Source organism: Oceaniovalibus sp. ACAM 378 (assembly GCF_008085915.1).
GTDB lineage: Bacteria > Pseudomonadota > Alphaproteobacteria > Rhodobacterales > Rhodobacteraceae > Oceaniglobus.
In genome coordinates, this window is record NZ_VSJK01000004.1 from 124,959 (window position 1) to 150,182 (window position 25,224).

Annotated in this window: 29 protein-coding genes; 8 read left to right on the forward strand and 21 right to left on the reverse strand. The window is 62.2% G+C overall.

What is annotated here, in order from left to right:
- Positions 1–3 precede the first annotated feature (3 nt).
- Positions 4–1,428: a YdiU family protein gene (locus FQ320_RS06565; protein WP_148470914.1), complete on the forward strand. Its 1,425-nt coding sequence runs from the start codon at positions 4–6 to the stop codon at positions 1,426–1,428.
- Here the strand turns inward: FQ320_RS06565 and FQ320_RS06570 are convergent.
- The 3 genes from FQ320_RS06570 to FQ320_RS06580 form a co-directional block, all read right to left on the reverse strand.
- Positions 1,395–1,727: a hypothetical protein gene (locus FQ320_RS06570; protein ID WP_148470915.1), complete on the reverse strand. Its 333-nt coding sequence runs from the start codon at positions 1,725–1,727 to the stop codon at positions 1,395–1,397. The two genes, FQ320_RS06565 and FQ320_RS06570, sit on opposite strands and share 34 nt — an antisense overlap.
- Before the next feature lie 92 nt (positions 1,728–1,819).
- Positions 1,820–2,368, reverse strand: a complete 549-nt coding sequence (locus tag FQ320_RS06575) for a peptidylprolyl isomerase (RefSeq protein WP_148470916.1) — start codon at positions 2,366–2,368, stop codon at positions 1,820–1,822.
- Positions 2,361–2,867: a peptidylprolyl isomerase gene (locus tag FQ320_RS06580; RefSeq protein ID WP_148471108.1), complete on the reverse strand. Its 507-nt coding sequence runs from the start codon at positions 2,865–2,867 to the stop codon at positions 2,361–2,363. The genes FQ320_RS06575 and FQ320_RS06580 overlap by 8 nt, the downstream gene beginning before the upstream one ends.
- A 137-nt stretch (positions 2,868–3,004) precedes the next feature.
- Here FQ320_RS06580 and pgk point away from each other — a divergent pair, with 137 nt between their 5' ends.
- From pgk to FQ320_RS06610, 7 genes are all read left to right on the forward strand, one after another.
- Complete coding sequence (pgk, locus tag FQ320_RS06585) at positions 3,005–4,195, forward strand: phosphoglycerate kinase (protein ID WP_148470917.1); 1,191 nt, start codon at positions 3,005–3,007, stop codon at positions 4,193–4,195.
- Positions 4,196–4,280: 85 nt separating this feature from the next.
- The gene (locus FQ320_RS25560; protein ID WP_187393795.1) at positions 4,281–4,454 is read left to right on the forward strand and encodes a hypothetical protein; all 174 of its coding nucleotides are present in this window, start codon (positions 4,281–4,283) and stop codon (positions 4,452–4,454) included.
- A 332-nt stretch (positions 4,455–4,786) separates the two neighbouring features.
- Positions 4,787–5,716, forward strand: coding sequence for a class I fructose-bisphosphate aldolase (locus FQ320_RS06590; RefSeq protein WP_148470918.1), 930 nt, complete (start codon positions 4,787–4,789; stop codon positions 5,714–5,716).
- 128 nt (positions 5,717–5,844) lie between these two features.
- Positions 5,845–6,147, forward strand: a complete 303-nt coding sequence (locus tag FQ320_RS06595) for a septum formation initiator family protein (protein WP_148470919.1) — start codon at positions 5,845–5,847, stop codon at positions 6,145–6,147.
- A gap of 84 nt (positions 6,148–6,231) precedes the next feature.
- Positions 6,232–7,227: a pyruvate dehydrogenase (acetyl-transferring) E1 component subunit alpha gene (pdhA, locus tag FQ320_RS06600; RefSeq protein WP_148470920.1), complete on the forward strand. Its 996-nt coding sequence runs from the start codon at positions 6,232–6,234 to the stop codon at positions 7,225–7,227.
- A 3-nt stretch (positions 7,228–7,230) separates the two neighbouring features.
- A complete protein-coding gene (locus tag FQ320_RS06605) occupies positions 7,231–8,592 on the forward strand; it encodes a pyruvate dehydrogenase complex E1 component subunit beta (RefSeq protein ID WP_148470921.1) in 1,362 nt (453 codons plus the stop codon).
- Positions 8,593–8,666: 74 nt separating this feature from the next.
- Positions 8,667–9,941, forward strand: coding sequence for a pyruvate dehydrogenase complex dihydrolipoamide acetyltransferase (locus tag FQ320_RS06610; protein WP_148470922.1), 1,275 nt, complete (start codon positions 8,667–8,669; stop codon positions 9,939–9,941).
- A 138-nt stretch (positions 9,942–10,079) separates the two neighbouring features.
- Here FQ320_RS06610 and cysE read toward each other — a convergent pair whose 3' ends face one another.
- The 18 genes from cysE to FQ320_RS25565 form a co-directional block, all read right to left on the reverse strand.
- Positions 10,080–10,889, reverse strand: a complete 810-nt coding sequence (gene cysE, locus FQ320_RS06615) for a serine O-acetyltransferase (protein ID WP_148470923.1) — start codon at positions 10,887–10,889, stop codon at positions 10,080–10,082.
- Between the two features lie 76 nt (positions 10,890–10,965).
- On the reverse strand, positions 10,966–11,253 hold the full coding sequence (locus tag FQ320_RS06620; protein WP_148470924.1) for a hypothetical protein: 288 nt from the start codon (positions 11,251–11,253) through the stop codon (positions 10,966–10,968).
- Positions 11,243–15,151 carry a glycoside hydrolase TIM-barrel-like domain-containing protein gene (locus tag FQ320_RS06625; protein WP_148470925.1) on the reverse strand — a complete coding sequence of 1,303 codons (3,909 nt, stop codon included), beginning with the start codon at positions 15,149–15,151 and terminating at the stop codon, positions 11,243–11,245. The genes FQ320_RS06620 and FQ320_RS06625 overlap by 11 nt, the downstream gene beginning before the upstream one ends.
- On the reverse strand, positions 15,151–15,591 hold the full coding sequence (locus FQ320_RS06630; RefSeq protein ID WP_148470926.1) for an NlpC/P60 family protein: 441 nt from the start codon (positions 15,589–15,591) through the stop codon (positions 15,151–15,153). Before FQ320_RS06630 ends, FQ320_RS06625 begins: the two co-directional genes overlap by 1 nt.
- On the reverse strand, positions 15,588–16,487 hold the full coding sequence (locus FQ320_RS06635; RefSeq protein WP_148470927.1) for a DUF2163 domain-containing protein: 900 nt from the start codon (positions 16,485–16,487) through the stop codon (positions 15,588–15,590). Before FQ320_RS06635 ends, FQ320_RS06630 begins: the two co-directional genes overlap by 4 nt.
- Complete coding sequence (locus tag FQ320_RS06640) at positions 16,487–17,119, reverse strand: DUF2460 domain-containing protein (RefSeq protein WP_148470928.1); 633 nt, start codon at positions 17,117–17,119, stop codon at positions 16,487–16,489. The genes FQ320_RS06635 and FQ320_RS06640 overlap by 1 nt, the downstream gene beginning before the upstream one ends.
- A gap of 10 nt (positions 17,120–17,129) precedes the next feature.
- Positions 17,130–17,786, reverse strand: a complete 657-nt coding sequence (locus tag FQ320_RS06645) for a phage tail tape measure protein (RefSeq protein WP_148470929.1) — start codon at positions 17,784–17,786, stop codon at positions 17,130–17,132.
- Complete coding sequence (locus FQ320_RS06650; RefSeq protein ID WP_148470930.1) at positions 17,758–17,988, reverse strand: rcc01693 family protein; 231 nt, start codon at positions 17,986–17,988, stop codon at positions 17,758–17,760. The genes FQ320_RS06645 and FQ320_RS06650 overlap by 29 nt, the downstream gene beginning before the upstream one ends.
- A complete protein-coding gene (locus FQ320_RS06655) occupies positions 17,975–18,307 on the reverse strand; it encodes a gene transfer agent family protein (protein WP_148471109.1) in 333 nt (110 codons plus the stop codon). The genes FQ320_RS06650 and FQ320_RS06655 overlap by 14 nt, the downstream gene beginning before the upstream one ends.
- Before the next feature lie 35 nt (positions 18,308–18,342).
- A complete protein-coding gene (locus FQ320_RS06660) occupies positions 18,343–18,756 on the reverse strand; it encodes a phage major tail protein, TP901-1 family (RefSeq protein WP_148470931.1) in 414 nt (137 codons plus the stop codon).
- A 23-nt stretch (positions 18,757–18,779) separates the two neighbouring features.
- On the reverse strand, positions 18,780–19,190 hold the full coding sequence (locus FQ320_RS06665; protein WP_148470932.1) for a DUF3168 domain-containing protein: 411 nt from the start codon (positions 19,188–19,190) through the stop codon (positions 18,780–18,782).
- On the reverse strand, positions 19,187–19,525 hold the full coding sequence (locus FQ320_RS06670) for a head-tail adaptor protein (RefSeq protein WP_148470933.1): 339 nt from the start codon (positions 19,523–19,525) through the stop codon (positions 19,187–19,189). Before FQ320_RS06670 ends, FQ320_RS06665 begins: the two co-directional genes overlap by 4 nt.
- Entirely contained in the window at positions 19,522–20,112 is a 591-nt protein-coding gene (locus tag FQ320_RS06675; protein WP_148470934.1) for a hypothetical protein, read from the reverse strand. Before FQ320_RS06675 ends, FQ320_RS06670 begins: the two co-directional genes overlap by 4 nt.
- A gap of 149 nt (positions 20,113–20,261) precedes the next feature.
- Complete coding sequence (locus FQ320_RS06680) at positions 20,262–21,440, reverse strand: phage major capsid protein (RefSeq protein WP_148470935.1); 1,179 nt, start codon at positions 21,438–21,440, stop codon at positions 20,262–20,264.
- A gap of 39 nt (positions 21,441–21,479) precedes the next feature.
- The gene (locus FQ320_RS06685) at positions 21,480–22,064 is read right to left on the reverse strand and encodes an HK97 family phage prohead protease (RefSeq protein ID WP_255509394.1); all 585 of its coding nucleotides are present in this window, start codon (positions 22,062–22,064) and stop codon (positions 21,480–21,482) included.
- Complete coding sequence (locus FQ320_RS06690) at positions 22,061–23,227, reverse strand: phage portal protein (protein WP_148470936.1); 1,167 nt, start codon at positions 23,225–23,227, stop codon at positions 22,061–22,063. The genes FQ320_RS06685 and FQ320_RS06690 overlap by 4 nt, the downstream gene beginning before the upstream one ends.
- Before the next feature lie 198 nt (positions 23,228–23,425).
- Entirely contained in the window at positions 23,426–24,805 is a 1,380-nt protein-coding gene (locus FQ320_RS06695; protein WP_148470937.1) for a DNA-packaging protein, read from the reverse strand.
- Positions 24,720–25,046, reverse strand: a complete 327-nt coding sequence (locus FQ320_RS25565; RefSeq protein WP_187393796.1) for a hypothetical protein — start codon at positions 25,044–25,046, stop codon at positions 24,720–24,722. The genes FQ320_RS06695 and FQ320_RS25565 overlap by 86 nt, the downstream gene beginning before the upstream one ends.
- Positions 25,047–25,224: the final 178 nt, after the last annotated feature.

Sequence of the window (25,224 nt, forward strand, 5' to 3'; positions counted from 1 at the left end):
AAAATGACCCTGAACATCACCTTCGACAACAGCTATGCCCGACTGCCCGACCGGTTCTTCAGCCCGATGGAGCCGACGCCTGTCGCACAGCCCGGCCTGATCCGCATCAACGAAACGCTGGCCCGCGAGCTTGGGATCGACCCCGCCGCCCTAGCCTCTCCAGACGGATTGTCCGTCTTGGCGGGCAACGCGGTGCCCGACGGGGCGGCTCCGCTGGCGCAAGTGTATGCCGGGCACCAATTCGGTGGATGGTCGCCGCAACTGGGCGATGGGCGCGCGCTACTGATCGGGGAAATCAAAGCCCCTTCAGGGCGCTACGACATGCAGTTAAAGGGATCAGGCCCCACGCCCTATTCCCGTATGGGCGATGGACGTGCATGGCTCGGGCCGGTTTTGCGGGAATATCTTCTGTCCGAAGCAATGTATGCCCTTGGCCTGCCCACGACGCGCGCTTTGGCGGCCGTGACGACCGGCGAAACCGTGATCCGCGAACGGAGATACCCCGGTGCGGTGCTGACCCGGATTGCGAAAAGCCATATCCGCGTCGGTACGTTTCAATACTTCGTCTCGCGAGGCGACAGCGAAGCGTTGCAGGTGCTGACCGATCACGTAATCGCGCGGCATTATCCCGGAGTGGACGGTGCACTTGGCCTGTTGAATGCGGTGATCGATGCGCAGGCTGCCTTGATTGCCGGCTGGATGTCGGTCGGGTTTATCCACGGGGTGATGAACACTGACAACATGTCGGTGGCAGGTGAAACCATCGACTATGGCCCCTGCGCCTTTATGGATGACTACCACCCCGACAGGGTGTTCAGCTCAATTGACAGCTTTGGGCGCTATGCCTTTGCGCGACAACCAGAAATTGCGGTTTGGAATCTGGCGCAACTGGCCACTTCTCTGTTGCCGCTGATGGGCGAAAGGGATGCCGCCATCGAAGCCGCGACCGAGGCAGTGAACCGCTTTCCGCAAGTTTACGCCGATCATTGGTTGGCCCGCTATCGCGCCAAACTGGGGCTGGTGACGTCCGAGCGGGACGACCCCGACCTGATCCAGTCGCTGCTTGACCGGATGGCCCATGGTCAGGCGGATTTCACCAACACGTTCCGCGCCCTTGGCACGCAATCGGCGCGCGAACAGTTCGCCGATCCCGCCGGTTATGACACCTGGGCCGAGGTCTGGATTGCCCGGTTGGCACGCGAAGATGCCACACCCGATACCCGGCGCGCCGCGATGCAGGCAGTCAATCCGGCGATCATTCCCCGCAATCATCGGGTTGAGGAGGCGATTCAGGCAGGACTTACCGGCGATCTCGCGCCGTTCCATACCCTGACCGAGGCTTTGCAGACGCCATTTGCCGAACATCCTGATCTGGCCAGCCCGCCGACCGAGGGTCAGCGCATCAAACAGACCTTCTGCGGAACCTGAACCCGTTCGCCGGGCGGTTCATCAGCAACAGCCCGGCCGCAGTCAACGCCAGCGCAAACAGCAATGGTGGCCGCACCGGATCGCCCCACAGGGCCGAAGCCAAGGGCGGCGGCAAACACCAGTTGTAACCCATCGTTGCCGATCTTGATCGCCACTTGATTGAACGCAATGAGAAAAGCAAGCCGGTCAGCGCCGCCGCCCCGGAATATCCAGCGCTCTTCGCCGGTACAAAGCAGTCTCCCCGCCCGGAACAGCGCTGCGCCGGTGTCATCCGGTTCGGCACCCACGGCAACGCGCATAGGTCGGCCCCGGGCACCTATCAGAATGTTGTGCGGGCGAAAGCCCAGCCTGCGTGGTTCCCCCCGCCGTGACGGAGGGGGGAATCGGTGTTTCAAGGGGTGACGGTAACCTTGCTCATCACATCGGGCTTGCCCGAAACCGCGCCCGACTGCCCCGAGCCGCGTTTGATCTGGTCGACCACATCCATGCCATCCGTGACCTTGCCGACGACAGTGTATTGGCCGTTCAGATGCGTCGCCGGGGCGAACATGATGAAGAACTGCGAATTTGCGCTGTTCGGATCGGCCGAACGTGCCATGCCAAGCACACCCCGTTCAAAGTCCTGCGACGAGAACTCGGATGGGAGGTCGGGTTTGTCCGACCCGCCGGTGCCCGCACGGCGCAGATCGCCGTCGACCTTGCCGAACTGCACATCGCCGGTCTGGGCCATGAAGCCTTCGATCACCCGGTGAAACACCACGTTATCATAGGCTCCGGAACGCGCCAGTTCGGTGATCCGCGCCACATGGGCGGGGGCGACGTCTTCGAACAGGTCGATGGTGACGGTGCCATTCGCTTGACCGCCAACCTCGATTTTCAGCCCGGTCGCGGCAGCGGGCGATGCCGCCAGAACCATCAGGGCCAACAAGTACTTACGCATCTGCGGCCACTTTCACGCTGATCATCCGGTCAGGGTTTGCAGGCGGCTCGCCCCGGCCAAGAGCATCGACATGTTCCATCCCGGAAATCACCCGGCCATAAACGGTATATTGCCCGTTCAGAAAGCTGTTGTCCTTGAAATTGACGAAGAACTGCGAATTTGCGCTGTTCGGGTTCGAGGAGCGGGCAGCGCCGATGGATCCGCGGTCATGGGGCAGCTTGGAGAATTCAGCTGGCAGATCCGGCATGTCCGAACCGCCTGTCCCCGCAAGCCGGATGTTGAAATCGGATTCGGCATTGCCGTGCGACACATCGCCGGTCTGGGCCATGAAACCGTCGATCACCCGGTGGAATACAACGTTGTCATAGGCGCCGGAACGCGCCAGTTCCTTCATCCGCTCGCAATGTTTCGGTGCCACGTCGGGCAACAGCTCGATTGTGACGGTGCCACCCTTCAGCTCCATCAGGATCGTGTTTTCGGGGTCTTTGATCTCGGCCATATCAGGTTCCTTCATACGTTTTCCCGAATCTATGTAGTGCGCGGGAGGCTCAAGCAAAAGGGTAATTCCCTCGGTTGCAGTTGACGATTGCCTGACAGGACGCGACAAGAGCTGCAAACCTCATCAGGAGCCGCTCCATGGCCTGGAAAACCCTCGACGACCTCGACATTGCCGGAAAGATCGTGCTGACCCGGGTGGACATCAATGTGCCCATGCAGGACGGACGCGTCACTGATGCCACACGGATTGACCGTATCGTGCCCACCGTACGCGACATTCTCGCCCGGGGTGGCAAGCCGGTTCTGTTGGCCCATTATGGACGGCCCAAGGGCGAGGTCGTGCCCGAACTGTCGCTTGAGCCGCTGACCGGCGCATTGGAAACCGCGTTCGGCGTGCCCGTACGCTTTGCGACGGATTGTATCGGTCTTGCCGCCAAGACAGCCGTGGCCGCCCTGCCCGATGGAGAGGTTCTGTTGCTCGAGAACACCCGTTTTCATGCGGGCGAAGAAGCAAACGCACCGATGTTCGCCGCCTCGCTGGCTGCCTTGGGCGAAATCTATTGCAACGATGCGTTTTCCGCCGCCCACCGCGCTCATGGATCGACAGAGGGCATCGCCAAACTGCTGCCGTCCTGCGCGGGGCGTTTGATGGAGATGGAATTGTCGGCGCTGGACAAGGCGCTGGGTCAGCCCAAACGCCCGGTGGTCGCCGTGGTGGGGGGCGCCAAGGTTTCAACCAAGCTTGAACTGTTGGGCAATCTGGTGCGCAAGGTCGATCATCTGGTGATCGGTGGCGGCATGGCAAACACGTTTCTCGCCGCCCAGGGCATCGATGTGGGCAAATCGCTGGCTGAACATGACATGACCGAAACGGCCCGCGAAATCATCGCAAAGGCCGAAGAAGTCGCCTGTGCCATCCACCTGCCCACCGATGTGGTGGTCGCCCGTGAATTCCGCGCCGGAGCCGACAGCGAAACCGTGCCCGCCGACGCCTGCCCCGCCGATGCGATGATTCTGGACGCCGGTCCCGAAACCGTCGCGCGGATCGCCGAGATCTTTGCAGAGTGCCGCACGCTGATCTGGAACGGCCCCTTGGGTGCCTTCGAAATTCCGCCTTTCGACATGGCCACGAATGCCGCGGCGCGGGTTGCGGCGGATCAGACAAGCGCGGGCAATCTGATCTCGGTTGCGGGCGGCGGCGATACTGTTGCGGCCCTGAACAAGGCGGGCGTGGCCGATGATTTCACCTATATCTCGACCGCAGGCGGCGCATTTCTCGAGTGGATGGAGGGCAAGACCCTGCCCGGAGTCGCGGCGCTGATGGTATAGTCAGGCGGTTTCCGGGCGAGGTCAGGCGCGCCCCACCTGACATGCAGCGGCTGGCCGCTGTTGGCGGGGGCGGCAAATCAGACGGGTGCGGCTGGATTGGCTGGAACGTGCGCTACCCTTTGCCGAAGTGCTCGAGATTCAGACCCGGGTGGTCGGCGATACCGAATATCTGCTTGGCGCGCTGATCCGAGACGTAGCGATGGGGCGGATTTCTGGTGTCAGGCGGGTGAGGATTCTGTTGCGGCACTCTGGACCTTGATGGGGGTGCGGCGGCGGGTGATGCTGAAAGTGCTAATATCCTGTCGACGAACGCGTCCGGATAACCGGCCCCGAGGGTCAGGCCGCATGGTCCCAGATCGAAACGGCGGCCAGCGAACTGGCCACGAAGGCCTGGACCGGACAGAATCTGCCCGCGCGGTTTGCCGGGTAATGGGTCCTTTCCCCGCCGCCGGTGACAAATCTGTGTCTGTAGCGGGGATAAAAAGCGATTTGCGTTCCGTTTCCGCTTGTTAGCGCCATCAACATTGCAAGGCCGCGCACTGCCCCCTAATGCACTGCCATAACGTCAATTGTCATTTGCAGGGAACCACCATGAAAAGCTCGCGCATTGTCCAGAACATTCTTGCCCGCTACGAAGGCGAAACGCCCGGTGTAAAAGGCAAGCTGTGCCAGATGCTGATGCACGGCAAGCTGCGCGGAACCGGCAAAATGATCATCCTGCCGGTCGATCAGGGCTTTGAACATGGCCCCGCCCGCAGTTTTGCGGTGAACGCCGAAGCCTATGATCCGCACTATCACTATCGTCTGGCCATCGACGCCGGGCTGAACGCCTATGCCGCTCCGCTTGGGCCGCTTGAGGCAGGTGCCGACACGTTCGCCGGCCAGATCCCGACAATCCTCAAGGTCAACAGCGCCAATTCGCTGATGAGCGGGACATCAGGCAAGAATCAGGCGGTGACCGCGTCGGTGGACGATGCACTGCGTCTGGGATGTTCGGCGATCGGCTTCACGATCTATCCGGGGTCAGACAACGGCATCGATATGATGGAAGAAATCGTGGCGATGCGCAAAGAGGCGGCATCCAAGGGGATCGCGACCGTGATCTGGTCCTATCCGCGCGGTGAGGGCATCACCAAGGACGGTGAGACCGCCATCGACGTGGCCGCCTATGCCGCCCATATGGCCGCCCTGCTGGGTGCACATATCATCAAGATCAAGCTGGGCACCGACCACCTGATGCTCCCCGAAGCGAAGAAGGTGTATGAAGATCAGAAGATCGACATCGCCACACAGGCCGCGCGGGTGAAACATTGCGTTCAGTCTGCGTTTGACGGGCGGCGGATCATCGTCTTTTCCGGCGGTGCCAAGAAGGGCGAGAACTCGGTCTACGACGATGCCCGCGCGATCCGCGACGGTGGGGGCAACGGATCGATCATTGGCCGCAACTCGTTCCAGCGCAGCCGCGAAGACGCGCTTGCCATGCTGAACAAGCTGGTCGCGATCTATAAGGGAACTGAATAGCCACCATATAACGCCACTCAAGGGCCGGGATTTTCCGGCGGGCAAGCACACGCGGGGGATTCACAACGCCCCCGCGCCATGCCATATTGCGTCAAACGCCCCGTCAGAGGGCCACCGAGAGGCACAGCATGTCCCACCCGCGCACCCGGCCCGCCATCGGCGTTGTCGTCTATTTTTCCCTGACGTTTGTTCTTGGCATGTATTTCACCTTTGCCAGTGTTCAGGGTGACTATGGGTTATTCCGCCGGATTCAGATCGATGCCGAGGCGCGAACCCTGACCGAAGATCTTGCCGAACTGGACCACGAACTTGCCGGCCTGCGCAACAAGACGCACCGGCTGTCCGACGCCTATCTCGATCTCGATCTGCTGGACGAACAGGCGCGCGACGTGCTGGGTCTTGTGCGGGCGGACGAAATTGTCCTGCGCTGAGTCCCGCGGCATTTTCGCTTTGCCTTTGCGCAGTGCCGTGGAATAGTCGGCAAAAGCTCCGCATCCTTGGGAGGGACCGCGCCGATGGCCACCCGAAAATCGCCTGCCGCATCCAATGTCGACCGCGAACTCTTGCTGCATTTCTATCGTGAAATGCTGCTGATCCGCCGCTTCGAAGAGAAGGCAGGACAGCTTTATGGAATGGGGCTGATCGGTGGTTTCTGCCATCTCTACATCGGTCAGGAGGCCGTGGTTGTCGGGCTTGAGGCGGCAGCTGCCGAGGGCGACAAACGCGTCACCAGTTACCGCGATCACGGGCACATGCTGGCCAGTGGGATGGACCCGAACGGCGTGATGGCCGAACTGACCGGACGCGCGGGCGGGTATTCGCGCGGCAAGGGTGGCAGCATGCACATGTTCTCGAAAGAGCGCCATTTCTATGGCGGTCACGGGATCGTCGGGGCGCAGGTGCCAATCGGTGCCGGGCTGGCTTTTGCCGACAAATATCTGGGCAACGACCGCGTGACATTCGCCTATTTCGGCGATGGCGCCGCAAATCAGGGCCAGGTTTACGAGACTTACAACATGGCCGAACTCTGGGATCTGCCGGTGATCTTCGTGATCGAGAACAACCAATACGCCATGGGCACTTCGACCGCGCGATCCACCAAATCGCCATCTTACTGGGAACGCGGCGCCGCCTATGGCATCCCCGGCGAAGAGGTGGACGGCATGGATGTGCTGGCCGTCAAAGCCGCTGGCGACAAGGCGGTGGCGCACTGCCGCGCGGGCAACGGCCCCTATATCCTTGAGATCAAGACATACCGGTATCGCGGCCATTCCATGAGCGATCCGGCAAAATACCGCACCCGCGACGAAGTGCAAAAGATGCGCGACGAACGCGACGCCATCGAACACGTCCGCCAGTTGCTGCTGACCGGAGAGCACGCATCCGAAGCCGAGTTAAAGACGATCGACAAGGAAATCAAAGAGATCGTCAACGCCAGCGCAGAGTTCGCCAAGGAAAGCCCCGAGCCTTCGGCAGACGAACTTTTCACCGACATTTACGCCGAGGTCTGAGCGATGGCCACCGAACTGCTGATGCCCGCCCTGTCGCCCACAATGGAGCAGGGAACACTGGCCAAATGGCTGGTCAAGGAAGGCGATACCGTCAAATCAGGCGATATTCTGGCCGAGATCGAAACCGACAAGGCAACGATGGAATTCGAGGCGATTGACGACGGCACCATGGGCAGGCTGCTGGTTGCCGAAGGGACCGAAGGCATCGCCGTCAACACCCCCATCGCGATCCTGATCGGCGAGGGCGAAAGCGCCGAGGTTGACAGCTCGGCCCAGCCACCGCTGAAGGGCACACCGCCCAGTTCCGAGGAAACGCCCGCCGAAACGCGCGAGCACCCTGCCCCGGCAACTCCGGCACAATCCGATCTGCCCAAAGGCACCAAGACGAAAAAAATGACCGTCCGCGAGGCTCTGCGCGATGCCATGGCCGAGGAAATGCGCCGCAACGACCGGGTGTTCCTTATGGGTGAAGAAGTGGGCGAATATCAGGGCGCCTATAAGATCAGCCAAGGTCTGCTTGAGGAATTTGGCGCCCGCCGGGTGATCGACACGCCGATCACGGAACACGGATTTGCCGGCATTGGCGTCGGCGCGGCCTTTGGCGGGCTGAACCCGATTGTCGAGTTCATGACGTTCAACTTTGCCATGCAAGCGATGGATCAGATTGTAAACTCTGCGGCCAAGACCCTGTATATGTCCGGCGGCCAGATGGGCTGCCCTATCGTATTTCGCGGCCCCAACGGCGCGGCGGCGCGGGTCGGAGCGCAGCATTCGAACGACTTTGCCGCGTGGTATTCCCAGATTCCGGGGTTGAAAGTCGTGATGCCCTATGCCGCCGATGATGCGCTGGGTCTGTTGAAAACGGCGATCCGCGATCCCAATCCGGTGATTTTTCTGGAAAACGAGATCCTCTATGGCCGGAGTTTCGATGTCCCCGATATTGAGGATCACACGGTCCCTTTCGGCAAGGCGCGGATCTGGCGTACCGGGACCGATGTGACCCTTGTCAGTTTTGGCATCGGCATGACTTACGCCTTGGAGGCCGCTGAAATACTTGCCAAAGACGGGATCGAGGCCGAAGTGATCGACCTGCGCACCCTGCGCCCGATGGACACCGAGGCAATCATCGAAAGCGTGAAAAAGACCAACCGTTGCGTGACAATCGAAGAAGGGTTTCCGCAGGGATCGGTCGGTAGCTACATCAGTTCGGTGCTGATGCAGCAGGCGTTCGACTATCTCGATGCCCCGGTGATCAATTGCACCGGCAAGGACGTGCCGATGCCCTATGCGGCAAATCTGGAAAAACTCGCATTGGTGACGACCGCCGAAGTGGTCGAAGCGGCGCGAGCGGTGACTTATCGCTGAGCGTGCGGACCGGTGGCCGCAGTTCTGCGCGACCGCCCCGACGCCCGGGCCACCCCTGAACACGGGAGACTGACATGCCGACCGAAATTCTGATGCCTGCCCTGTCCCCGACGATGGAGGACGGCACTCTTGCCCGCTGGCTGGTCAAGGAAGGCGACACAGTAAGCTCTGGCGATCTGATCGCCGAGATCGAAACCGACAAGGTGATCATGGAGTTCGAGGCTGTAGACGAAGGCGTGATCGGCAAACTTCTGGTGGCCGAGGGCAGCACGGGCGTCAAAGTGAACAGCCCGATCGCCATACTTCTTGTCGATGGTGAATCGATCGGTGATGTGGCGGAACGCCTGGTGGCCCCTGCGAAGGCAGAGTTAATCGATGCCCCGTCAACCAAACCGATTGAAACCACCCCCACGGATCCCGCGAAGCAGCCGAAGCCTTCTGAAACCGAACGGATTTTTGCATCCCCCCTCGCCCGCCGGATCGCAGCCGAACGCGGTCTGGATCTTGCAACGATCAGCGGCAGCGGCCCGCGTGGGCGGATCGTCAGGGTTGATGTTGAATCCGCCCGGCCCGCCGCGCAATCCTTGGATACAGACGGACCCAAAAAGGCCCCGCCTGCGGTTTCCGCCGAAAGGATCGCCGCACTTTATGCCGACCGAGAAACTATTGAAATTCCGCTGGACGGGATGCGCAAGACCATCGCTGCCCGTCTGACCGAGGCGAAACAGACGATCCCGCATTTCTATCTCAGGCGTGACATCTGTCTGGATCCGCTGATGAAATTCCGTGCCGACCTCAACCGGCAGTTGGAGAGGCGCGGCATCAAACTCTCGGTCAACGATTTTATCATCAAAGCCTGTGCGCTGGCGTTGCAACAGGTGCCCGCCGCCAATGCCGTCTGGGCCGGTGACCGCATCCTGCAACTCAAACCATCGGACGTGGCCGTCGCCGTGGCCGTTGAGGGCGGGTTGTTCACCCCGGTGATCCGCGACGCCGACACCAAGACACTTGGCCAGTTGTCAGGCGAAATGAAAGACCTTGCAACACGCGCACGCGCCCGGAAATTGGCGCCCGGCGAATATCAGGGCGGCAGTTTTGCCATCTCGAACCTTGGAATGTTCGGAATCGACAATTTCGATGCGGTCATCAACCCGCCCCATGGCGCCATTCTGGCCGTCGGTGCAGGCTCTAGGAAACCCGTGGTCGACGACGATGGCGCAATCGTCGTGGCAACGATGATGTCGGTGACCCTATCGGTTGATCATCGCGTGATAGACGGCACGCTTGGCGCCGAATTATTGAACGCAATCAAGGACAATCTGGAATCGCCGATGGCCATGCTTGCTTGAACCATTCGAATTTGAGCCGCAACACAGCCTATTGTAAAACCTGTCCGAACATCACCAAGGGACAGCGCAATCCGAAACCGGTCTGACGTGGCAAGTTATAACGCCCCAGACAGGCCACCGCACCGATTCGTGCGGCGGTCATACCCCCCGGGCCAGCAAATGATCCATGGTGAGCGAGGGTTGCGCACATCCCGCTTCGCCCACGATGCGCGCCGGAACACCGGCCACCGTCTTCATCGGTGGCACGTCCTCCAACACGACCGACCCGGCCGCGATCCGCGAACAGCGACCGACACTGATGTTGCCCAGAACCTTGGCACCTGCACCGATCAGCACGCCGTCACCGATTTTCGGATGCCGGTCGCCGTCCGCCTTGCCCGTTCCACCCAATGTCACGGAATGGAGCATCGAAACGTTGTCACCAACCACCGCAGTTTCACCGATCACGATGGAATGGGCGTGGTCAATCATAATGCCACGTCCCAATCGCGCTGCCGGATGAATGTCGATCCCGAACACTTCTGACACCCGCATCTGCATGAAATACGCCAGATCGCGACGCCCTTGGTGCCACAGCCAATGCCCCAGCCGGTAAGCCTGAACTGCTTGAAATCCCTTGAAATACAGCAATGGTTGCAACAATCTCTGGGAGGCCGGATCACGGTCAAGAATGGCCACCATATCGGCGCGCGCCGCTTCTCCGAGGCTTGGATCGACCAAAAATCCCTCGTCTGCGATCTCACGCAAGAACTGTTCCGACATTTCAGCCGACGCCAGTTTCAGAGATATGCGATAAGCAAGCGCGCGCTCGAGCGTTTTGTGATGCAGGATGCTGGAATGGATCAGGCCGCCCAACAACGGCTCGTCGCGCACTGCTTTATGCGCTTCTTCCCGGATTTGTGACCAGACCGGATCGATCTGGACCAACTTGTCTTTCGGTTCTCGCATGGGGCGTCCTTTTGGCTGATCACCAAATTACAACATTTGGGGCGCAATGGCCAATGTGAAACCGGTCAAATCCGTGTCATGGGCGGCAAGGCCCGGAGATCCCTTGCAGAACCATCATCAGACATCCCGTGAATTCGGGGCTGCCCAAAGACGGTTCAGGCGCACGAGGACGGCGCAGGGCCACCGCCATGACACTGCCGTTGCCCCAGATCGGGTGTGCCGTGCCCCGCCGGATGCGGTATGCAGCGGCGCGCTTGGCCTCGGTCAGCATCCGGCACAGCACCCATTGTCGACGGGCGGGCGGGCAGCGCATCAATACCCGCGCCATGGCCGAAGCGTCGCCAAGCCAGATGTCAGCCACCATGAACCGCCCGCCGGTATGGCCCGGGTCCGAACCGGTCCGACACCTGCGCGACCTCGACCGCAAAGGGCGCAACCGCCCCATCCGCCGCTTGCTGAGCGGGCGAATAGATCCAGTTCGCCGTCGCCACATTTACCTGTCGCAAGACCATCCCGTTCTGCATCACACGAACGGAATACACCTCTCCCGTCTCACCCAAAGGCACATCGACGTCGCCCCAGAGATCGCCGTCGATCCGGGTCCGGCGCACCCAACTGGCCGCAATTCCGCCTGGCCCCTTGGCCAGCCGCAGATGCACCGGCGCATAGGGGCGCAGACCAACTCCATCAAATGCGCGCTGCGTTTCGGCAAAGACCGGATCGTCGACAGCCCGCCCACCCGGCCCGATGCGATAATATCGCGCCAATCCACGATTGGACGAAGCAAGCTCGATCTGTTCGACGGCTGCGTTTAACAGGACAACCCGGCTGCCAATCGGCCATTCCGCCGGGATCAGGGCATCGGTTCCCAGCTGACCGCGCAACCGCCGGGTCAGATCATAGATACCGTTAGCCACCAGATCTGCCTGGCCAAACTGAAACACTTCCCAGATGTCATCGTGCCCACTGCCAATTGCCATCGCATTGGCCCCGGCCAGCAAGCGTGCCGGGGTAATCGACTCCAGTGCTCCGCCCAAAAGTCGCACCCGCAAGGGTGGTCCGCTGTCGATCAGCCCCGGACTGGCCGGAAACAAAACGGATTCGGTCGTGCCGATCACTGCCGCCGATGACAACAGCCGGTTCAACTCATAGCCTTCGTCCGAAGCCGAATCATATACGGCAACCGATCCGGGCCATGGCCGCGCAGTCACCGCGACATGGGGTGCATGGCTCACTTCGCCACCGGTCAAAAGCGGCAGGTCCAAAAACACCGGCAGGACAGGCACCGGCGCCACGAAGGGTGCCAGACGCACGGCGGTTTCCACAGAGTCGCTCGGCTGATACAATTCGCGCTCGATGCGCACCGCCTCGATCAACTGTTGACCGGATTGCTCCACGTGATCGATCCGGTACAACCCGTCCCTCACCTCAACCACGTCGCCTGCCCCAAGCGACAACCGCGACAGTGGCAATGACAGCCGCACCCGGTCGCGCGCCACACGGGCCTCGGCCAGCCAGCGTTCGACGATCCCCGTTGCTTCGGACCGGGTCAGAACCAGCGGAAACTCAGACTGGGACACGGCAAACGAGCGTTCATCGGGAAAGATCGCTTCGGCCGCCTGAATGTCGAAATCACCGTCCGCGCCGACAAAGTTCAGCCGCAACCGTCCGACCGTTTCCGCTTCGGGGCTGCGGACCATGTCAATGTCCCCGGACAGATCTTCACTGACCGCCACTTGCGCCGGGTCAATGATCCCGATGCTTCGCCCATCCCGGGTTTGAAAGATCAGCCGCCCGTCGCGTTCCAACGCGTCAAAGCCATAAGCCATCATCAGCGGCTGCAATTTCGCCCGCGCCCCGCTGATTTCACCCAGAACATAGCCGCGCACGACATCGTACAGCCGCGATACATCCACGTCCGGCACCCCTGAACCGGCACAAATTTCGGCCACCACCGATGCCAGAGCCCGCGACGTGGCCCGCCCGGTGATCCAGTGCCCGCGCGCATAATTGTCGCCGTCAGTCCACAATTCGCGGTTGCCCGGGAAAAACGGATAGGGCCGCGCATCCCAGGCCCAGACATGGGCCCGCGACATATCGATCATGGGCGCATCATATTCCAGCGACACCGGATTGTTGACAGGGTCGCTCCAGAACTCGGACACTGCCTTGAGATACTGCAACTGCATCAGGTCGTCGCGGCGTCCGGTCGAGTGTTTGGGGATGCTGGATTCGCTCGACTTCGGGTCAAGAAACTTGTTCGGCTCGTTGGCACCCTTATCGATGGCGGCACAGCCGTACTCGGTAAACCATATGGGCTTGCTTTGTGGCTCCCATTCAGTCGGAACCTCCTGACGGACGCCACCCAACCGGTTGAAATGGCTGTGCGACCACCAGTTTTTCAGATCCTTGTACCGAAACACCCATGGTTCCCCATAAGCTCCGTCGGTGATCGGCGTGCGCAGTTGGATCGCCTCGGCCTCAGGGGCGTGATAATACCACTCATACCCCTCGCCGCCCATGATATTGGCCTTGAGATACTCCAACCGGTACACTGAACCCCAGTCGGAATCCGCGTGATCGAATCCCGGGCGCCAGTCTGCAATCGGCATATAGTTGTCAATACCGATGAAATCGATCGCCGGATCGGCCCACAGCGGATCGAGGTGAAAGAACACGTCTCCCGATCCATCTTGCGGGTGAAAGCCAAAGTATTCGGTCCAGTCGGCCGCATAGCCGATCTTTACATCCGGCCCAAGGATCAGGCGCACATCAGACGCCAGCGCACGCATTGCCGCAACCGCAGGAAAGCTGTTGCTGGCCCCGCGTATCTGCGTCAGCCCGCGCATTTCCGATCCGATACAAAAGGATGAAACACCCCCCGCCGCCGCGCACAGATGTGCATAGTGCAGAATGAACCGCCGGTACGAAAATTCGTCAGGGCCCGAATACCCGACCCCATCTGCCGTCACTTTGAAATCGCCCACGGCAGCCTGGCCAAAAAATGCCGCCACCTCGGCCCCGGCCACCGCTGTTCCGTCGGGCGACCCCGCATGACCCGGTGCGCGGCTCAACGTGATGCGCCCGCGCCATGGCAGAACCGGCTGGTCGGTGGCCTCGGAATAAGGGTCTGGCAACCCGTTGCCGATCAACTGTTCCATCAGGATAAACGGATAGAACATCACCGCCTGCCCTGCGTCACGCAAAGCGACGATGGCTTCTTTCACCGACTGATCCGTCGGGGTGCCGCCATAGACCACCTTGCCGTCGACCTCGGGGTGCACTTCCGCGCTCGCCCGGCCCAGCCCGGTCACAGTCCAAGGCATCTCCACGCCCTCGAATTCACGCTGCTCGACCTTGGGCGCGATCCTGCACGAACCACAGCGCAGATCATCGCCAAACCATGACACGACCAGAGATGTCGCACCGCAGTTGGGCAATTCCCCGGTCAACGCGTCCAGAGAAGCCGCGAAATCGGTCTTTCCGAGAGGCGAATTTATGTTGATGAATTGCGACACCCCCGGCTCCTGCTGAAACCGGACCGGCGTCGTTGCCAGCGCATATTCCCCCGTGCCCGGCATCATCGCCACGCCCTGCACAGATCGCGCCAGATCCTGCGGCGCTTGACCAGCGATCAGCGGTTCAGGGCGCATGACTTCGAAACTGAACTGCGGCACCCGGTTGCCGAATGGCCCAAGTTCCAGATCCTCGATCACCACATAGGCGATTCCGCGATAGGCAGGGGCCAATCCTGCCCCTTCGACAGCAGAGATCTTAGGATCGGGCAACTGGTCTTCCGACCCGGGATAGATACGCAGATTCAGATCATCCAGCACCGCCTCGGTCCCATCGATCCACACCCGACCGACCCTCGAGATCTCACCCTCGCAAAGCGCAATCGCCAGACTGACGGAATAGGAATAGCCGGTGGTCTTCGGCCCTTTGCCAACCCCCTTGCCCGAGCCGTCCGTGGTCGTGGTAGTTTCGCGGAACCGCGTCGCCCAGATCACCTGCCCGGAAATCCGTGTGCGTCCGAACACCTGATTGACCGGCGATCCTTCGCTGGCGCCGGTCAGGCGAAAGCGTTCGACCTTGCCGGTCTCAACTGCCTGACTGCCCGCACCCAGAATGCTCTGGTCGATCACACGGCCAAGGGTGGCCCCCACCGCACGTCCGATCACCACGGACGACAGGCCAAGAATGCCGCCGCCCACCGATCCGCCGATCGCCGCGCCAACCGCTGAAAGAACGATAGTGGCCATCAAAGCCTCCTGTCAGGAAATTCAAACCGCGCCACGATGCGCCGCCGCCATGGCGCGCTCAGTGGGCTTTCGACCACACCGTGGCCGGTATAGGCATGGATGAACGTCATTTCGCCCTCACCCTGACCAACAATACCAAGGTGCTTGGCCACGCTGCCGTCCCGCATCCGAAACAGCACGACGTCGCCCACCGAAGGCTCTCCCGGCGGCAAATGGCGCAGATGCCTTTCTGCCGCGCGCCACAGCCGTTCGTCGCGCTGAACCTCTGACCAGTCGGCGGTATAGGCGGGCACCGGTTCAGGCTCGGTTCCGTGCAACTCGCGCCACACACCGCGGATCAGGCCCAGACAATCCGCCCCAGCTCCGCGCACCGATGCCTGATGCAGATAAGGCGTGCCGATCCAGCCCCGCGCCAGATCCGCAATCCGCAAGCCAGTCATCCGCCGTCACGGGCGCGCAGCGACCCGCCCGAATTGTCGTTCTTCGAACTGGGATAGGCCATTAGCCAATCCTCGCCCGGGATATCGGGAAAGCCGCGAAAGTTCAGGATGTTGTCGAACTTCAACCGGCATGTTGCCACCCGCTTGTCGCATCCGGCCTCCAGCCTGATCACGTCGCCGGGCACGATCCCACCCCGCAGAGCCTCCCATGTTTCGATCACCCGGCCCGCGCCGGACAGACGGTCATTCTTGATCACCGAAACGATACCAGCCGAAGCGCCGCTCAGAACAATCAGCCGCCCGCGCTCAAACCACCGGTCATCGAACCCATCCAGCGCGGCAAAGCGAAAGAATTTGTGCCCCTCGACGCTCTCGACCGCCAGTTCGGTGGCGTACCCCGGCAAGGACAGATCGAACCGGCACAGGGAATCCCCCAGAACCGCCGAACACGGTGCCTGAAACACCCGCCCCTGCGGCTGGTTCAGCGCCTCGGTCATACCGCGCAATTCGGCCCGGAATGCCCCCGCCGAGCGTTGAATTTCGCCCAGCGTTCCACGAAACTGCAACACCCGCTGTTCCGGCGCGGCCCAGTTGACCAGCCAGGCCAGCACCCCGGCCCCATCGAACCGCCCGGCAAGAATATCGGCTTCGGTCACGCTCTCGTCCGACAGCGCGCCGATGGCCTCGGAATTGTCCACGGCCAGCCCGGTCGTCTGCTCCAGCGCCCGCGCCGACATGCCTTCGGACGCCAGAAACACCATGCTCTCGAACCGAACGGGTTCGTCATGGTCGGTGAACCCGAACGCCACGCCGTCGCGGCGCAGGACGCGCCAGCACCGACACAGAGTGGTTGAACCACTGTCCAGATGACTTTGAAACTCTTCGGAAATACCCATCAGATCCGCACCTCGATAATCGGGACATTGGGCACGTCACCGGCCTTGAAGCTGGCAACAGAGACCTGAATCAAATCGGTGTCGAACCGCACTGGAACATCGAATTCATATCCGGCGGTAATTTCCGCGCCTTTTGGCGGCACCTCGTACAGCGTGACCAAACCGGTCCCGGTCGCCAGATCGAAATGCACACCCTCGCGCAGAAGATCGCCCTCAAGCCCCAGTGTGACAGTGCCTGCAACTGGCTTGACCACCGGGCGGTGATAGGGATTCACCCCCGCGTCATAGCTTTTCAACAATTGGAAAACCGCCGAAGTCCCATCACCATGGGCAATCACCTGATCGTTGAAATCGGGCAGGCGCGACGCAGCGCAGGATTTGAAATCGGCCCAGTCCTTCCAACGGAACCCATGCAACTGCCCACGCCGCGCCTCGAAGAAGGCCAGCAATAGTTCCACATCATCCAGTGACCGCAGCCCAAGCCCCGCATCGTACCGGCGCCGGGAATGCGCCCAGGGGGTGTTGCGTTCCTCAAACCCGTTGGCCAGCGTGACGATCTCGGTCCGCCGTTCGGGACCGCCAATTGATCCAAAGGACAGGTTGGCGGGAAAACGTATGTCGTGAAATGCCATGTCTCGCTCCTCAGCGGTTGCGCTGTCCCTGCCCCAGAGCGCGCCCCATACGGGCGGCGATCTGGCTCTGGGATCTCTGGAATCCCTGCACATCGGGGGTCTGGATATTCATCACCACCGTCACCGGCCCCTGACCGGCGGCACGCACGCCCAGCCGTCCATCGGCGCCGCGGGCCAGCGGCATGATCGCCTCGGGGCCCGCCTCGCCCATCAGACCGGTGCCGCCGCGCATGGGAAAGGTGGTGGGCGAAGACACGACACCGCCCCGGGCAAAGGGCATCACCCGGCCCTGGGACATCGCACCGCCCTTTTCGAACGGCATTAACCCATTCACCAACCCTTCGACCCCCGACGCCAGCAGGCCGCCGAAATGCCCCGCCACAGGCCGGATCGCGGCGCTATAGGCGGCATCGACCATGCTTTGCGCCACGCCTTTCAACGCATCCGACAGCTTCATCCCATCAAAGATCAACCCGTCGAACGACCGGCGCAGCCCACGGGTAATTCCGCTGCTCAGCACGTTCACCTCGCGACCTGTGTCGGCGATGGTCGATTGCATCCGCCGCAACTCGCTGTCAAACGCGGCGGCCATTGCCCCCGCACCGCCAAGGGTCTGTTCCAGCGTCAGGATTTGATCCTCAAGCGCCTCGATCTGCTGACTTTCCATCACCAATCTCCTGTTCATCGGGCCACGCTGCCGCCAGGGCAGCCAGACCCGCCCGGCTCAGGGGCGCAGCACTGCCGCGCCCCAGCATCAGCATCAGTTCGGCGGGTGTCAGCGCCCAGAATTCAGTCGGGCACAGCCCACGCCCGTTGATCCCGGCCCGCATCAGCCCCGGCCAGTCGAAAGACCGCTCAGGTGCGGGCATCGGCATCCCCCGGCAACGCGAAGGCCCGCGCAAGCAGCGCACCGGCCACCCGCGCCGCACCGACAGGACCGCCGCCAATATCCGCCGACAGCAGGTCACCCATCGAGCCACGCCAGCCCCCGCCACGCAGCCCCGCAACGACCAGCGCGAGCACATCGCGGGTCGAGAATTGTCCCTGCTCGAACCGCTCGACCAGCGCGACCAGAGTGTCGGTGCCCATTGAAGCCTCCAGTTCGGCCAGTGCGCCCAGCGTCAGCTTGGCCACCTGCGGCTCACCATTCAGCATCAACACGACTTCGCCCGCCCAGGGGTTGCCCAACCCTGCCCCGATCTCCGGCCCCATTTCAGCCCCCCTCACAGCGCGGTGAAGTCCAGAGCACCCGCCGACGAAAGCGAGATCTCATAGTTCGCCTCACCATTGTGCGACCCGGCATATTCCAGCGATGTCACCTGAAACGGCCCCGCGACGATGCCGAAATCGGGGATGATCACCTGAAACCGCGGTGTCAGCCCGTCAAAAAAGATCGCCCGTGCCCTTTCGTCCGTATTGGCATCCTTGAAGATCCCCGAGCCGGAAATGCTGGCCGATTTCACGCCCGCCCCGCTCAGCAACTCGCGCCAACCGCCCTGTGATTCCAGCGATGTGACATCGACACTTTCGGCGTTGAACGAAATCCGCGTGGCACGCAGCCCCGCGATGGTTTCGAATTGTCCCGCGCCCGTCAGGTCGATCTTGATCAACAGGTCCTTACCGTTCTGTGCCGCCATATCCGTCACTCCGTCGTTGGTGTTCAGTTGTCTTCCGTCTGCGCCCGAAACCGCAGGTCGATCCGCCGTTGATCGCCACTGCCCACACGCCGCGCCTGTGCCCGCTGAAACCACAGCCCGACAATGCGTCCGCGTGTCAGAACCGGAGGCGTGTCCAGCATTGCGTCCGACACCGCCACCGCCGCTGCCTTGGCGATGGCAAAACCAGAGCTTTCAGAAATCACGCTGATGATCAGGTCGTGCCAGGCACCGCCGCCGTCTTGGTCGGATCGGTCGCGCGTCGTTTCTTCGCCCAAGGTCACATATGTGGCGGGCAGGCTTCCCGACGGCACCGCGTCATAGATCGCATCGCCCACGACGGCCTTCAAAGCCGTATCTGCCTGCAAACGCTGAAAAATAGCTGCCTGCAGAGCCGCCGTAACACCATAACTCACAGCGCCACCTCTTCGTCCGCGAAACAGGTCAGATAGGTTCCGCCCGGCACCACCTCGGTCACCCCATGGATCGTGAATACCCGGGCGCCGTCTCGAAATCGCTGACCCGGCGACGGACGCGATGCCGCACCCTGCGGCGCGCCTCGCACCGTGATCCGGTAGGTCAGCCGCGACAGCGCGACGTCTTGTCCGGTCTTCTCGCGCCCCGTGCCGGGCCGCAGATCGGCCCACAACACGCCAAGCGGTGTCCATGTCTCGGTAAAACCCCCGGCCCCGTCGGCGATCCGAACCGCACCCTCCAGCACCAGACGGCGGCTCAGCTGCACACCGCTCATTCCGAAAATCCCCCGCCGATGCGCAACACCCGGAACCGCGCTAAAAGCCCAGAAACCAGCACCGGCATTCCGCCGCCCGCCTGACCATCGCGGTCTTCATAAATACCCGCCGCCAACAGCAGTACAGCTTGCGCCATGTCGCCCGGAACCACTGCCCAACCGGCAAATCCGGCGTCAAAATTGACCTCTGCGCGACCGGTCAGTGGAATCTGCGGCAGGTTGTATCCCGAGGAAATCAGCAATGGCCGGTGGTCGTCGCAGATCAGCCGGTATTGGGCCGGGGCGATCACCGTTTCAGCGCCGGCCCGGTCGAAAATCGCCAGCCGCGTCACCGCCGCAACCGGCGCCAGCGGCAACACCAGCCGTGACAGATCGCGCCATTCCCCCAGCGTCAGGCGGTAAGGGCGCGCCAGAACTGCCTTGCCGCAATGCCCCTCGACCCGTGCAATCGCCGCGCGAAGACAGGTCTCCAGCACCCCGTCCTGAAGCGTGTCATCGCCAAACCCGGTGCCCAGCCGCAGGTGATCGCGGAACGCGGCCAAGGGAAGCGCAGCCGTCGCAATCGGGGCGGTCTCTATCAGTTCCATCAAATATCTCCGAAAATTCAGCACCCATGACCCGACAGGTGGGCGCACGCCCCCGCGAAACACAGACGGAGGGGATCAGCCGGTCACCGCGGGTGATCTGACGCGCGCCCGTTCAGGCCGGCGGATTGCCCGCCGACCTGTCCCGGCCCTTACGTGGCCGAGAACTTGAGCAGCTTGATCGCCGCAAAGTCGCTGACATCGCCCCCGACACGCTTGGTCGCATAGAACAGCACATGCGGCTTGGCGCTGAACGGATCGCGCAGGATGCGCAGATCGGGACGTTCGGCAATTGTGTATCCGGCTGCGAAGTCACCGAACGCGATGGCAAAGGCATTGGCCGCGATATCGGGCATGTCCTCGGCGATCAGCACGGAATAGCCCAGCAGGCGCGCTGGTTCACCCGCAGCCAACCCGTCAGACCAAAGGAACCGCCCGTCCGCATCCTTCATCTTGCGCACAACGCCCGCAGTCTTGGAGTTCATCACAAAGCTGCCGTTGGCGCGGTATCTTGCGCCCAGCCCATACACCAGATCGACCAGAGAATCCGGCCCGTTGAACGCACCCGCCGAACCGGTGGGGACATACCCCAGCGATCCCCAGGCCCAGACCCCGTTGGCGATGACAGGCTTGGTCAGGAACCCCTTGGGCTTGTCCACGCCGTTGCCACTGACGAATGCCGCCGCCTCACTGCGGGCGAATTTGTCGGCGATGCGGGTCGCCAGCCAGGTTTCGATATCGAACGCGGCATCGTCCAAAAGCCGCTGCGATGCCTTTGGCAGCGCGCTCAGCTCGTGCAGGGGTATGACGATCCGATCAACGGTCGGCGTCCCGGTTTCTGCCTGCGGACCCACCTCGCTCGCCCAGCCAGCGCCGATATCAGTGGTGTCGACCAGCACGTCATACGAGGTCGCCTCGACGTTCACCACGCTGGCAATGGCTCGGATCGACGCGGCCGAACGCAGGACGGAATGCACCATCGCACTGGTCTGGTGATCCACCAGATATCCCCCGTCACCCGCCACCGCGGTGCTCAGCGCCTTGCTGTCCAGCTCCAGCCCGCGTAGGGCGTCGTCATCGCCCGAACGCACATAGGCCTCAAACGCCTTTTGATGCGGCGCTTCGGTCTCGGTCGTGCGGGCCAGGGCCGGACGGCCCACCATCAGTGTCTTGCGATCCAGCATGTTCATGCGCTCCTCAGTGTGTTTCAATTTCGTCTCGATGCCGTCCTGAAACCGCTTCAGGTCGCCCACCAGCCCGCTCAATGCCCGGGACACCTGCGCTTGCGGCAGATCTTCCCCGGCACCGGACATCGTCTCGGTCTTGCTCATCGCCCGTCCTTTTTCGTGAGTGTTCGTGCTCTTCCGGGGTCAGCCCCGGTTCAGCAGTCCGCGCGCGCCCTCAATGGCCGCCGCCAAACTGCGCATGGCGTCATCCGCGGGCGCATTGCCCTTGGCCCCGACCCGCGCTTCGGAAAGCATTGGGAACGTGACCAAAGACACCTCCCACAGCTCCAGCTCGTGCAACAATCTCTGGCCCCTGCCATCCTTTGCCGCCTTTTTGGTGCGATATCCGATCGACAGCCCGTCGATGGCGCCCGCACCGATCAGCGCAATCGCCTCGCGGCCTTTTGTGACATCCGCCAGAATACGACCCTTGACGAAAAGCCCGCGCGCATCCTCGCGGACTTCGTCCCAGACCCCGATCGGTTGGGTCGGATCGTGCTGCCACAACATCTTGACCTTGCCGCCCCGGGCCGAAAGCGCCGCCAGAGACGCGCCGTAAGCACCCGCCGAAACCACGTCGCCGCCCTGATCCTTGGCGCCAAACAGACTGGCGTAGCCTTCGATCACCGAGCCGTCGATCACCGCAACATCACCGCCCAGACGGCAGAATTTGTGTTCCAGACCGAATCCGTTTCCAAAGCCGTCTTGCTTGTGGGTGTCCATGGTCATTCCCCGCTCTCCAGTTTCGGCAACCCCAACAATGCGCGCTTTTCTCCATCCGACAGGAATGTCGCCGCCGTGACCCGCGCCCATTGCTGATCCCGTTCACCCGCAAGCGCCGGCACCTGATCGGGATCGCATTTCAGCTCCACCGCTTCGCCGGTAAATCCGGCCAGCCAATGCGACACTGCCGCCACGACCCGCCCGGCAAGAGGCAGCACGGTCAGGCGGTAAAACGCCCGGTGCGCCTCGGCATAATTGGCATAGGTTGCGTCTCCGGGAATGCCCAACAGCATCGGCGGCACCCCGAAGGCCAGCGCGATTTCCCGCGCCGCGGACTCCTTGGTTTTCTGGAATTCCATGTCCGACGGCGAAAACCCCATCGGTTTCCAGTCAAGCCCGCCTTCCAGCAGCATCGGTCGCCCGGCATTGCGTGCGCCCTGGTGATGCATCTCCATCTCATTCACCAACCGGTCGTACTGATCGGCGGTCAGTGCGGCACCATCCGCCCCCCCATATACGATGGCGCCCGAGGGCCGCGCGGCATTGTCCAACAGCGCCTTTGACCAACGCGATGCCGAGGTATGAACGTCCAGCGCCTGCGCCGCCGCCTGCATCGGCGACAGGCCATAATGATCGTCCTGCGGGTGAAAGGATTTCACATGCAGCACCGGTGAAAGCCCGCCATCCACATGAAACCGATGCGTCTTGCCGCCAACGGAATAGTCATAGCCAACAGGCCAGCCATCAGCACCCGGCACCAGGCTCATCCGGTCTGAGCGCAGGATATGCAGTTCGCCCGGCAAACCACCCTCGCCCACCGCCTCGACATATCCATTGCCGGTCAGCAGGATCTGCCCGAACAGCGCCTCGAACATTTCGGCCCGGCCCTGCCCGCCATTGGGTCGCGCAATCAGCGACAACAGGGGATGCACGTCATACCGGCGTTCAGCATCCTGCAACACCAAAGGCACTGCCGCCGCCGCCTCGGCGATCAGTTTCACACAGCGAAACCCCACCGGATTGCCGGTAAATCCGTTCCTCACCAGAGATGCCGTGTCGCGCGGCGTCCAAGCGATCCGCCCCGTGCCGCCCCAAGCGATGACCGGGCCGCTGGCGCTGGCCTTCACCTCGGGCGCCGTTGCACTGCGTTTCAGAAAATCGAACACCATGCCGCTCCTTCATTCCGTCCGGCAGGCACGTCTTTCCCGTTGGCCGCCCATGGGACGCACCGGAAAAAGCCGTTACTCTGCCTCATTTTCCCTTGCCCCCCGTCCGATCCCGTCCAGCCCACTTTCGGGCGACGTCAGGAGACGGGGGGCGCCGCTGGGTCGATGGAAACACTTTGCCACGAACCCGGTAACATGCGGCTACCTCAGCGAACGCACCTTGGGCGCGGCGCGCAACGCCCTTGGCTCCAGAATCAGATCATGGATCGCCCAGACCAATGCATCGACGCGGTCTGGGCTGCGTCCGCCCGCGTATCCGGCGGTGGTCATGCGGCACATCTGCTCCTCAAGCACGCCAAGGCCCGGCAGATGCGCCACCCGCCCCTGTTCGTACAGTGCCGCCACGGGTTCGGCGCGGGCGATCTTGCCGCGCGACGCATGGACCCCGCGATAGGACACCAGAGGATCGACCTGCCGCACCACGGACTCCACCAGATCGCCGCCCTGATTCACCTCGGCCACCAACCGGTCAGCGCCCCAACGCTCCATCGCCGCCACCGCCGCTGTTGCCCATTTATGGGGCGACGCCGCGGCGACGCTCGCATCCTCCAGAACCACTGCGCGCCAATCCCGCGGATCGCCCTCCATCACTGCGCCGACCACCAGGATCCCGCATTCATCCGAGGTTTTCGTGCCGCTCACCGGCGGATCGACCGCAACGACAATCCGGCTCAGTGGGCCGGGTTCGGCCACCCGCGCCGCCTCCAGCGCCTGCATCGACCACAATGCGCCCTCGGCATCCTCGAGCAACAACCCGTCCAACTCTTGTCGGCCCAGCCGCGTGTTTTTATAGCGTGCGATCACTTCGTCCAAGAACGAGCGCGCCAGATTGGCCCGGTTTGCACTTGTCGACGCATGGGTTTGCACCGTCGAGGGATTGGCCAGAACCGATTTCAGAACCGCCACATTTTTCGGCGTCGTTGTCACGCATTGGCGCGGATGTTCACCCAGCCTCAGCGCAAATTGCAACATGTCCCAGGCCTCTTCGCCGCGCTTCCACTTGGCCAACTCGTCCACCCATGCGGCATCGAACTGCGGCCCGCGCAGCGCTTCGGGCTCGTGCGCGGAAAACGCCTGCGCCACCGCACCGTTTGGCCAGACCAGCCGCCTGCGCGTCGACTCCCATGCCGGACGGCGATCAGGCGGGCAACAGGCCAATATCCCCGAGTCGCCAAAAATCATCACCTCGCGCACCTGATCGAAGGTTTCGCCAACCAGCGCGACGCGCTGCGACCGCCCCCTGTCCAGTGGTCGCGCGCCTTCAACCTCGGATCGCACCCATTCAGCCCCCGCGCGTGTTTTACCGGCACCGCGCCCGCCCATGATCACCCATGTCCGCCAGTCGCCCACTGGGGGCAACTGGTGCGGCATCGCCCAGAAATCGAACAGATAGGGCAGCCCGACCACCGCCTCGGGGCTGAGCGATTCCAGAAACTCACACTGGACCTCGGACGGCGCGGAGGCGATCAAGGAGGCCCCCGATTTCACTCCGCACGCTGTCAAAGTCGATGGCGTGATCATGGTGGATACCGGCATTGCGCCTGCTAAGCTCTTCAACCTTTTTCCTTTCGTCAAAAAGGGTCTGCGTCGCGCGGATATAGTTTCCCGATACCCGCTTGATCTCGGCCTCGGAAATATCAGTCCGGTCCCGGAAATATCGACGCATCACCATCATGTCTTCCAATGCGCCGGCATAATGCTGCTCTGCCTCGCCCAAAAGCGTTGCACTGCCGACCTTGTCGGCTATGTCGTTCTTTGTCATTCACCGGAAACTCCGCTGCCGCCAGATGGACCCCTCCGCCCTTCGAACACAAAAAAAGCGACCAAAGGCCAATGGCCCTGGTCGCTCTCGATTGCATTCCTGCTGTGACTTGACGGTAACTCAGAACCGAGGGAAAGTCAAGAAATCCCGCCCGGTTCTGCCATGTAACCGCCCGGTA

Coding starts and splice junctions, on each gene's coding strand:
- FQ320_RS06575 (WP_148470916.1), bottom strand. CDS start 2,368: ATGCGTAAGTACTTGTTGGCCCTGATGGTTCTGGCGGCATCGCCCGCT.
- FQ320_RS06590 (WP_148470918.1), top strand. CDS start 4,787: ATGAAAAGCTCGCGCATTGTCCAGAACATTCTTGCCCGCTACGAAGGC.
- FQ320_RS06565 (WP_148470914.1), top strand. CDS start 4: ATGACCCTGAACATCACCTTCGACAACAGCTATGCCCGACTGCCCGAC.
- cysE (WP_148470923.1), bottom strand. CDS start 10,889: ATGCGAGAACCGAAAGACAAGTTGGTCCAGATCGATCCGGTCTGGTCA.
- FQ320_RS06595 (WP_148470919.1), top strand. CDS start 5,845: ATGTCCCACCCGCGCACCCGGCCCGCCATCGGCGTTGTCGTCTATTTT.
- FQ320_RS06580 (WP_148471108.1), bottom strand. CDS start 2,867: ATGGCCGAGATCAAAGACCCCGAAAACACGATCCTGATGGAGCTGAAG.
- FQ320_RS06660 (WP_148470931.1), bottom strand. CDS start 18,756: ATGGCGGCACAGAACGGTAAGGACCTGTTGATCAAGATCGACCTGACG.
- FQ320_RS06685 (WP_255509394.1), bottom strand. CDS start 22,064: ATGACCATGGACACCCACAAGCAAGACGGCTTTGGAAACGGATTCGGT.
- FQ320_RS06570 (WP_148470915.1), bottom strand. CDS start 1,727: ATGCGCGTTGCCGTGGGTGCCGAACCGGATGACACCGGCGCAGCGCTG.
- FQ320_RS06675 (WP_148470934.1), bottom strand. CDS start 20,112: ATGGAACTGATAGAGACCGCCCCGATTGCGACGGCTGCGCTTCCCTTG.
- FQ320_RS06605 (WP_148470921.1), top strand. CDS start 7,231: ATGGCCACCGAACTGCTGATGCCCGCCCTGTCGCCCACAATGGAGCAG.
- pgk (WP_148470917.1), top strand. CDS start 3,005: ATGGCCTGGAAAACCCTCGACGACCTCGACATTGCCGGAAAGATCGTG.
- FQ320_RS06625 (WP_148470925.1), bottom strand. CDS start 15,151: ATGGCCACTATCGTTCTTTCAGCGGTTGGCGCGGCGATCGGCGGATCG.
- FQ320_RS06620 (WP_148470924.1), bottom strand. CDS start 11,253: ATGGTGGCTGACATCTGGCTTGGCGACGCTTCGGCCATGGCGCGGGTA.
- FQ320_RS06645 (WP_148470929.1), bottom strand. CDS start 17,786: ATGGAAAGTCAGCAGATCGAGGCGCTTGAGGATCAAATCCTGACGCTG.
- FQ320_RS06695 (WP_148470937.1), bottom strand. CDS start 24,805: ATGATCACGCCATCGACTTTGACAGCGTGCGGAGTGAAATCGGGGGCC.
- FQ320_RS06680 (WP_148470935.1), bottom strand. CDS start 21,440: ATGAGCAAGACCGAGACGATGTCCGGTGCCGGGGAAGATCTGCCGCAA.
- FQ320_RS06630 (WP_148470926.1), bottom strand. CDS start 15,591: ATGACTGGCTTGCGGATTGCGGATCTGGCGCGGGGCTGGATCGGCACG.
- FQ320_RS25565 (WP_187393796.1), bottom strand. CDS start 25,046: ATGACAAAGAACGACATAGCCGACAAGGTCGGCAGTGCAACGCTTTTG.
- FQ320_RS06670 (WP_148470933.1), bottom strand. CDS start 19,525: ATGAGCGGTGTGCAGCTGAGCCGCCGTCTGGTGCTGGAGGGTGCGGTT.
- FQ320_RS06640 (WP_148470928.1), bottom strand. CDS start 17,119: ATGGCATTTCACGACATACGTTTTCCCGCCAACCTGTCCTTTGGATCA.
- FQ320_RS06650 (WP_148470930.1), bottom strand. CDS start 17,988: ATGCCCGCACCTGAGCGGTCTTTCGACTGGCCGGGGCTGATGCGGGCC.
- FQ320_RS06610 (WP_148470922.1), top strand. CDS start 8,667: ATGCCGACCGAAATTCTGATGCCTGCCCTGTCCCCGACGATGGAGGAC.
- pdhA (WP_148470920.1), top strand. CDS start 6,232: ATGGCCACCCGAAAATCGCCTGCCGCATCCAATGTCGACCGCGAACTC.
- FQ320_RS06635 (WP_148470927.1), bottom strand. CDS start 16,487: ATGGGTATTTCCGAAGAGTTTCAAAGTCATCTGGACAGTGGTTCAACC.
- FQ320_RS06690 (WP_148470936.1), bottom strand. CDS start 23,227: ATGGTGTTCGATTTTCTGAAACGCAGTGCAACGGCGCCCGAGGTGAAG.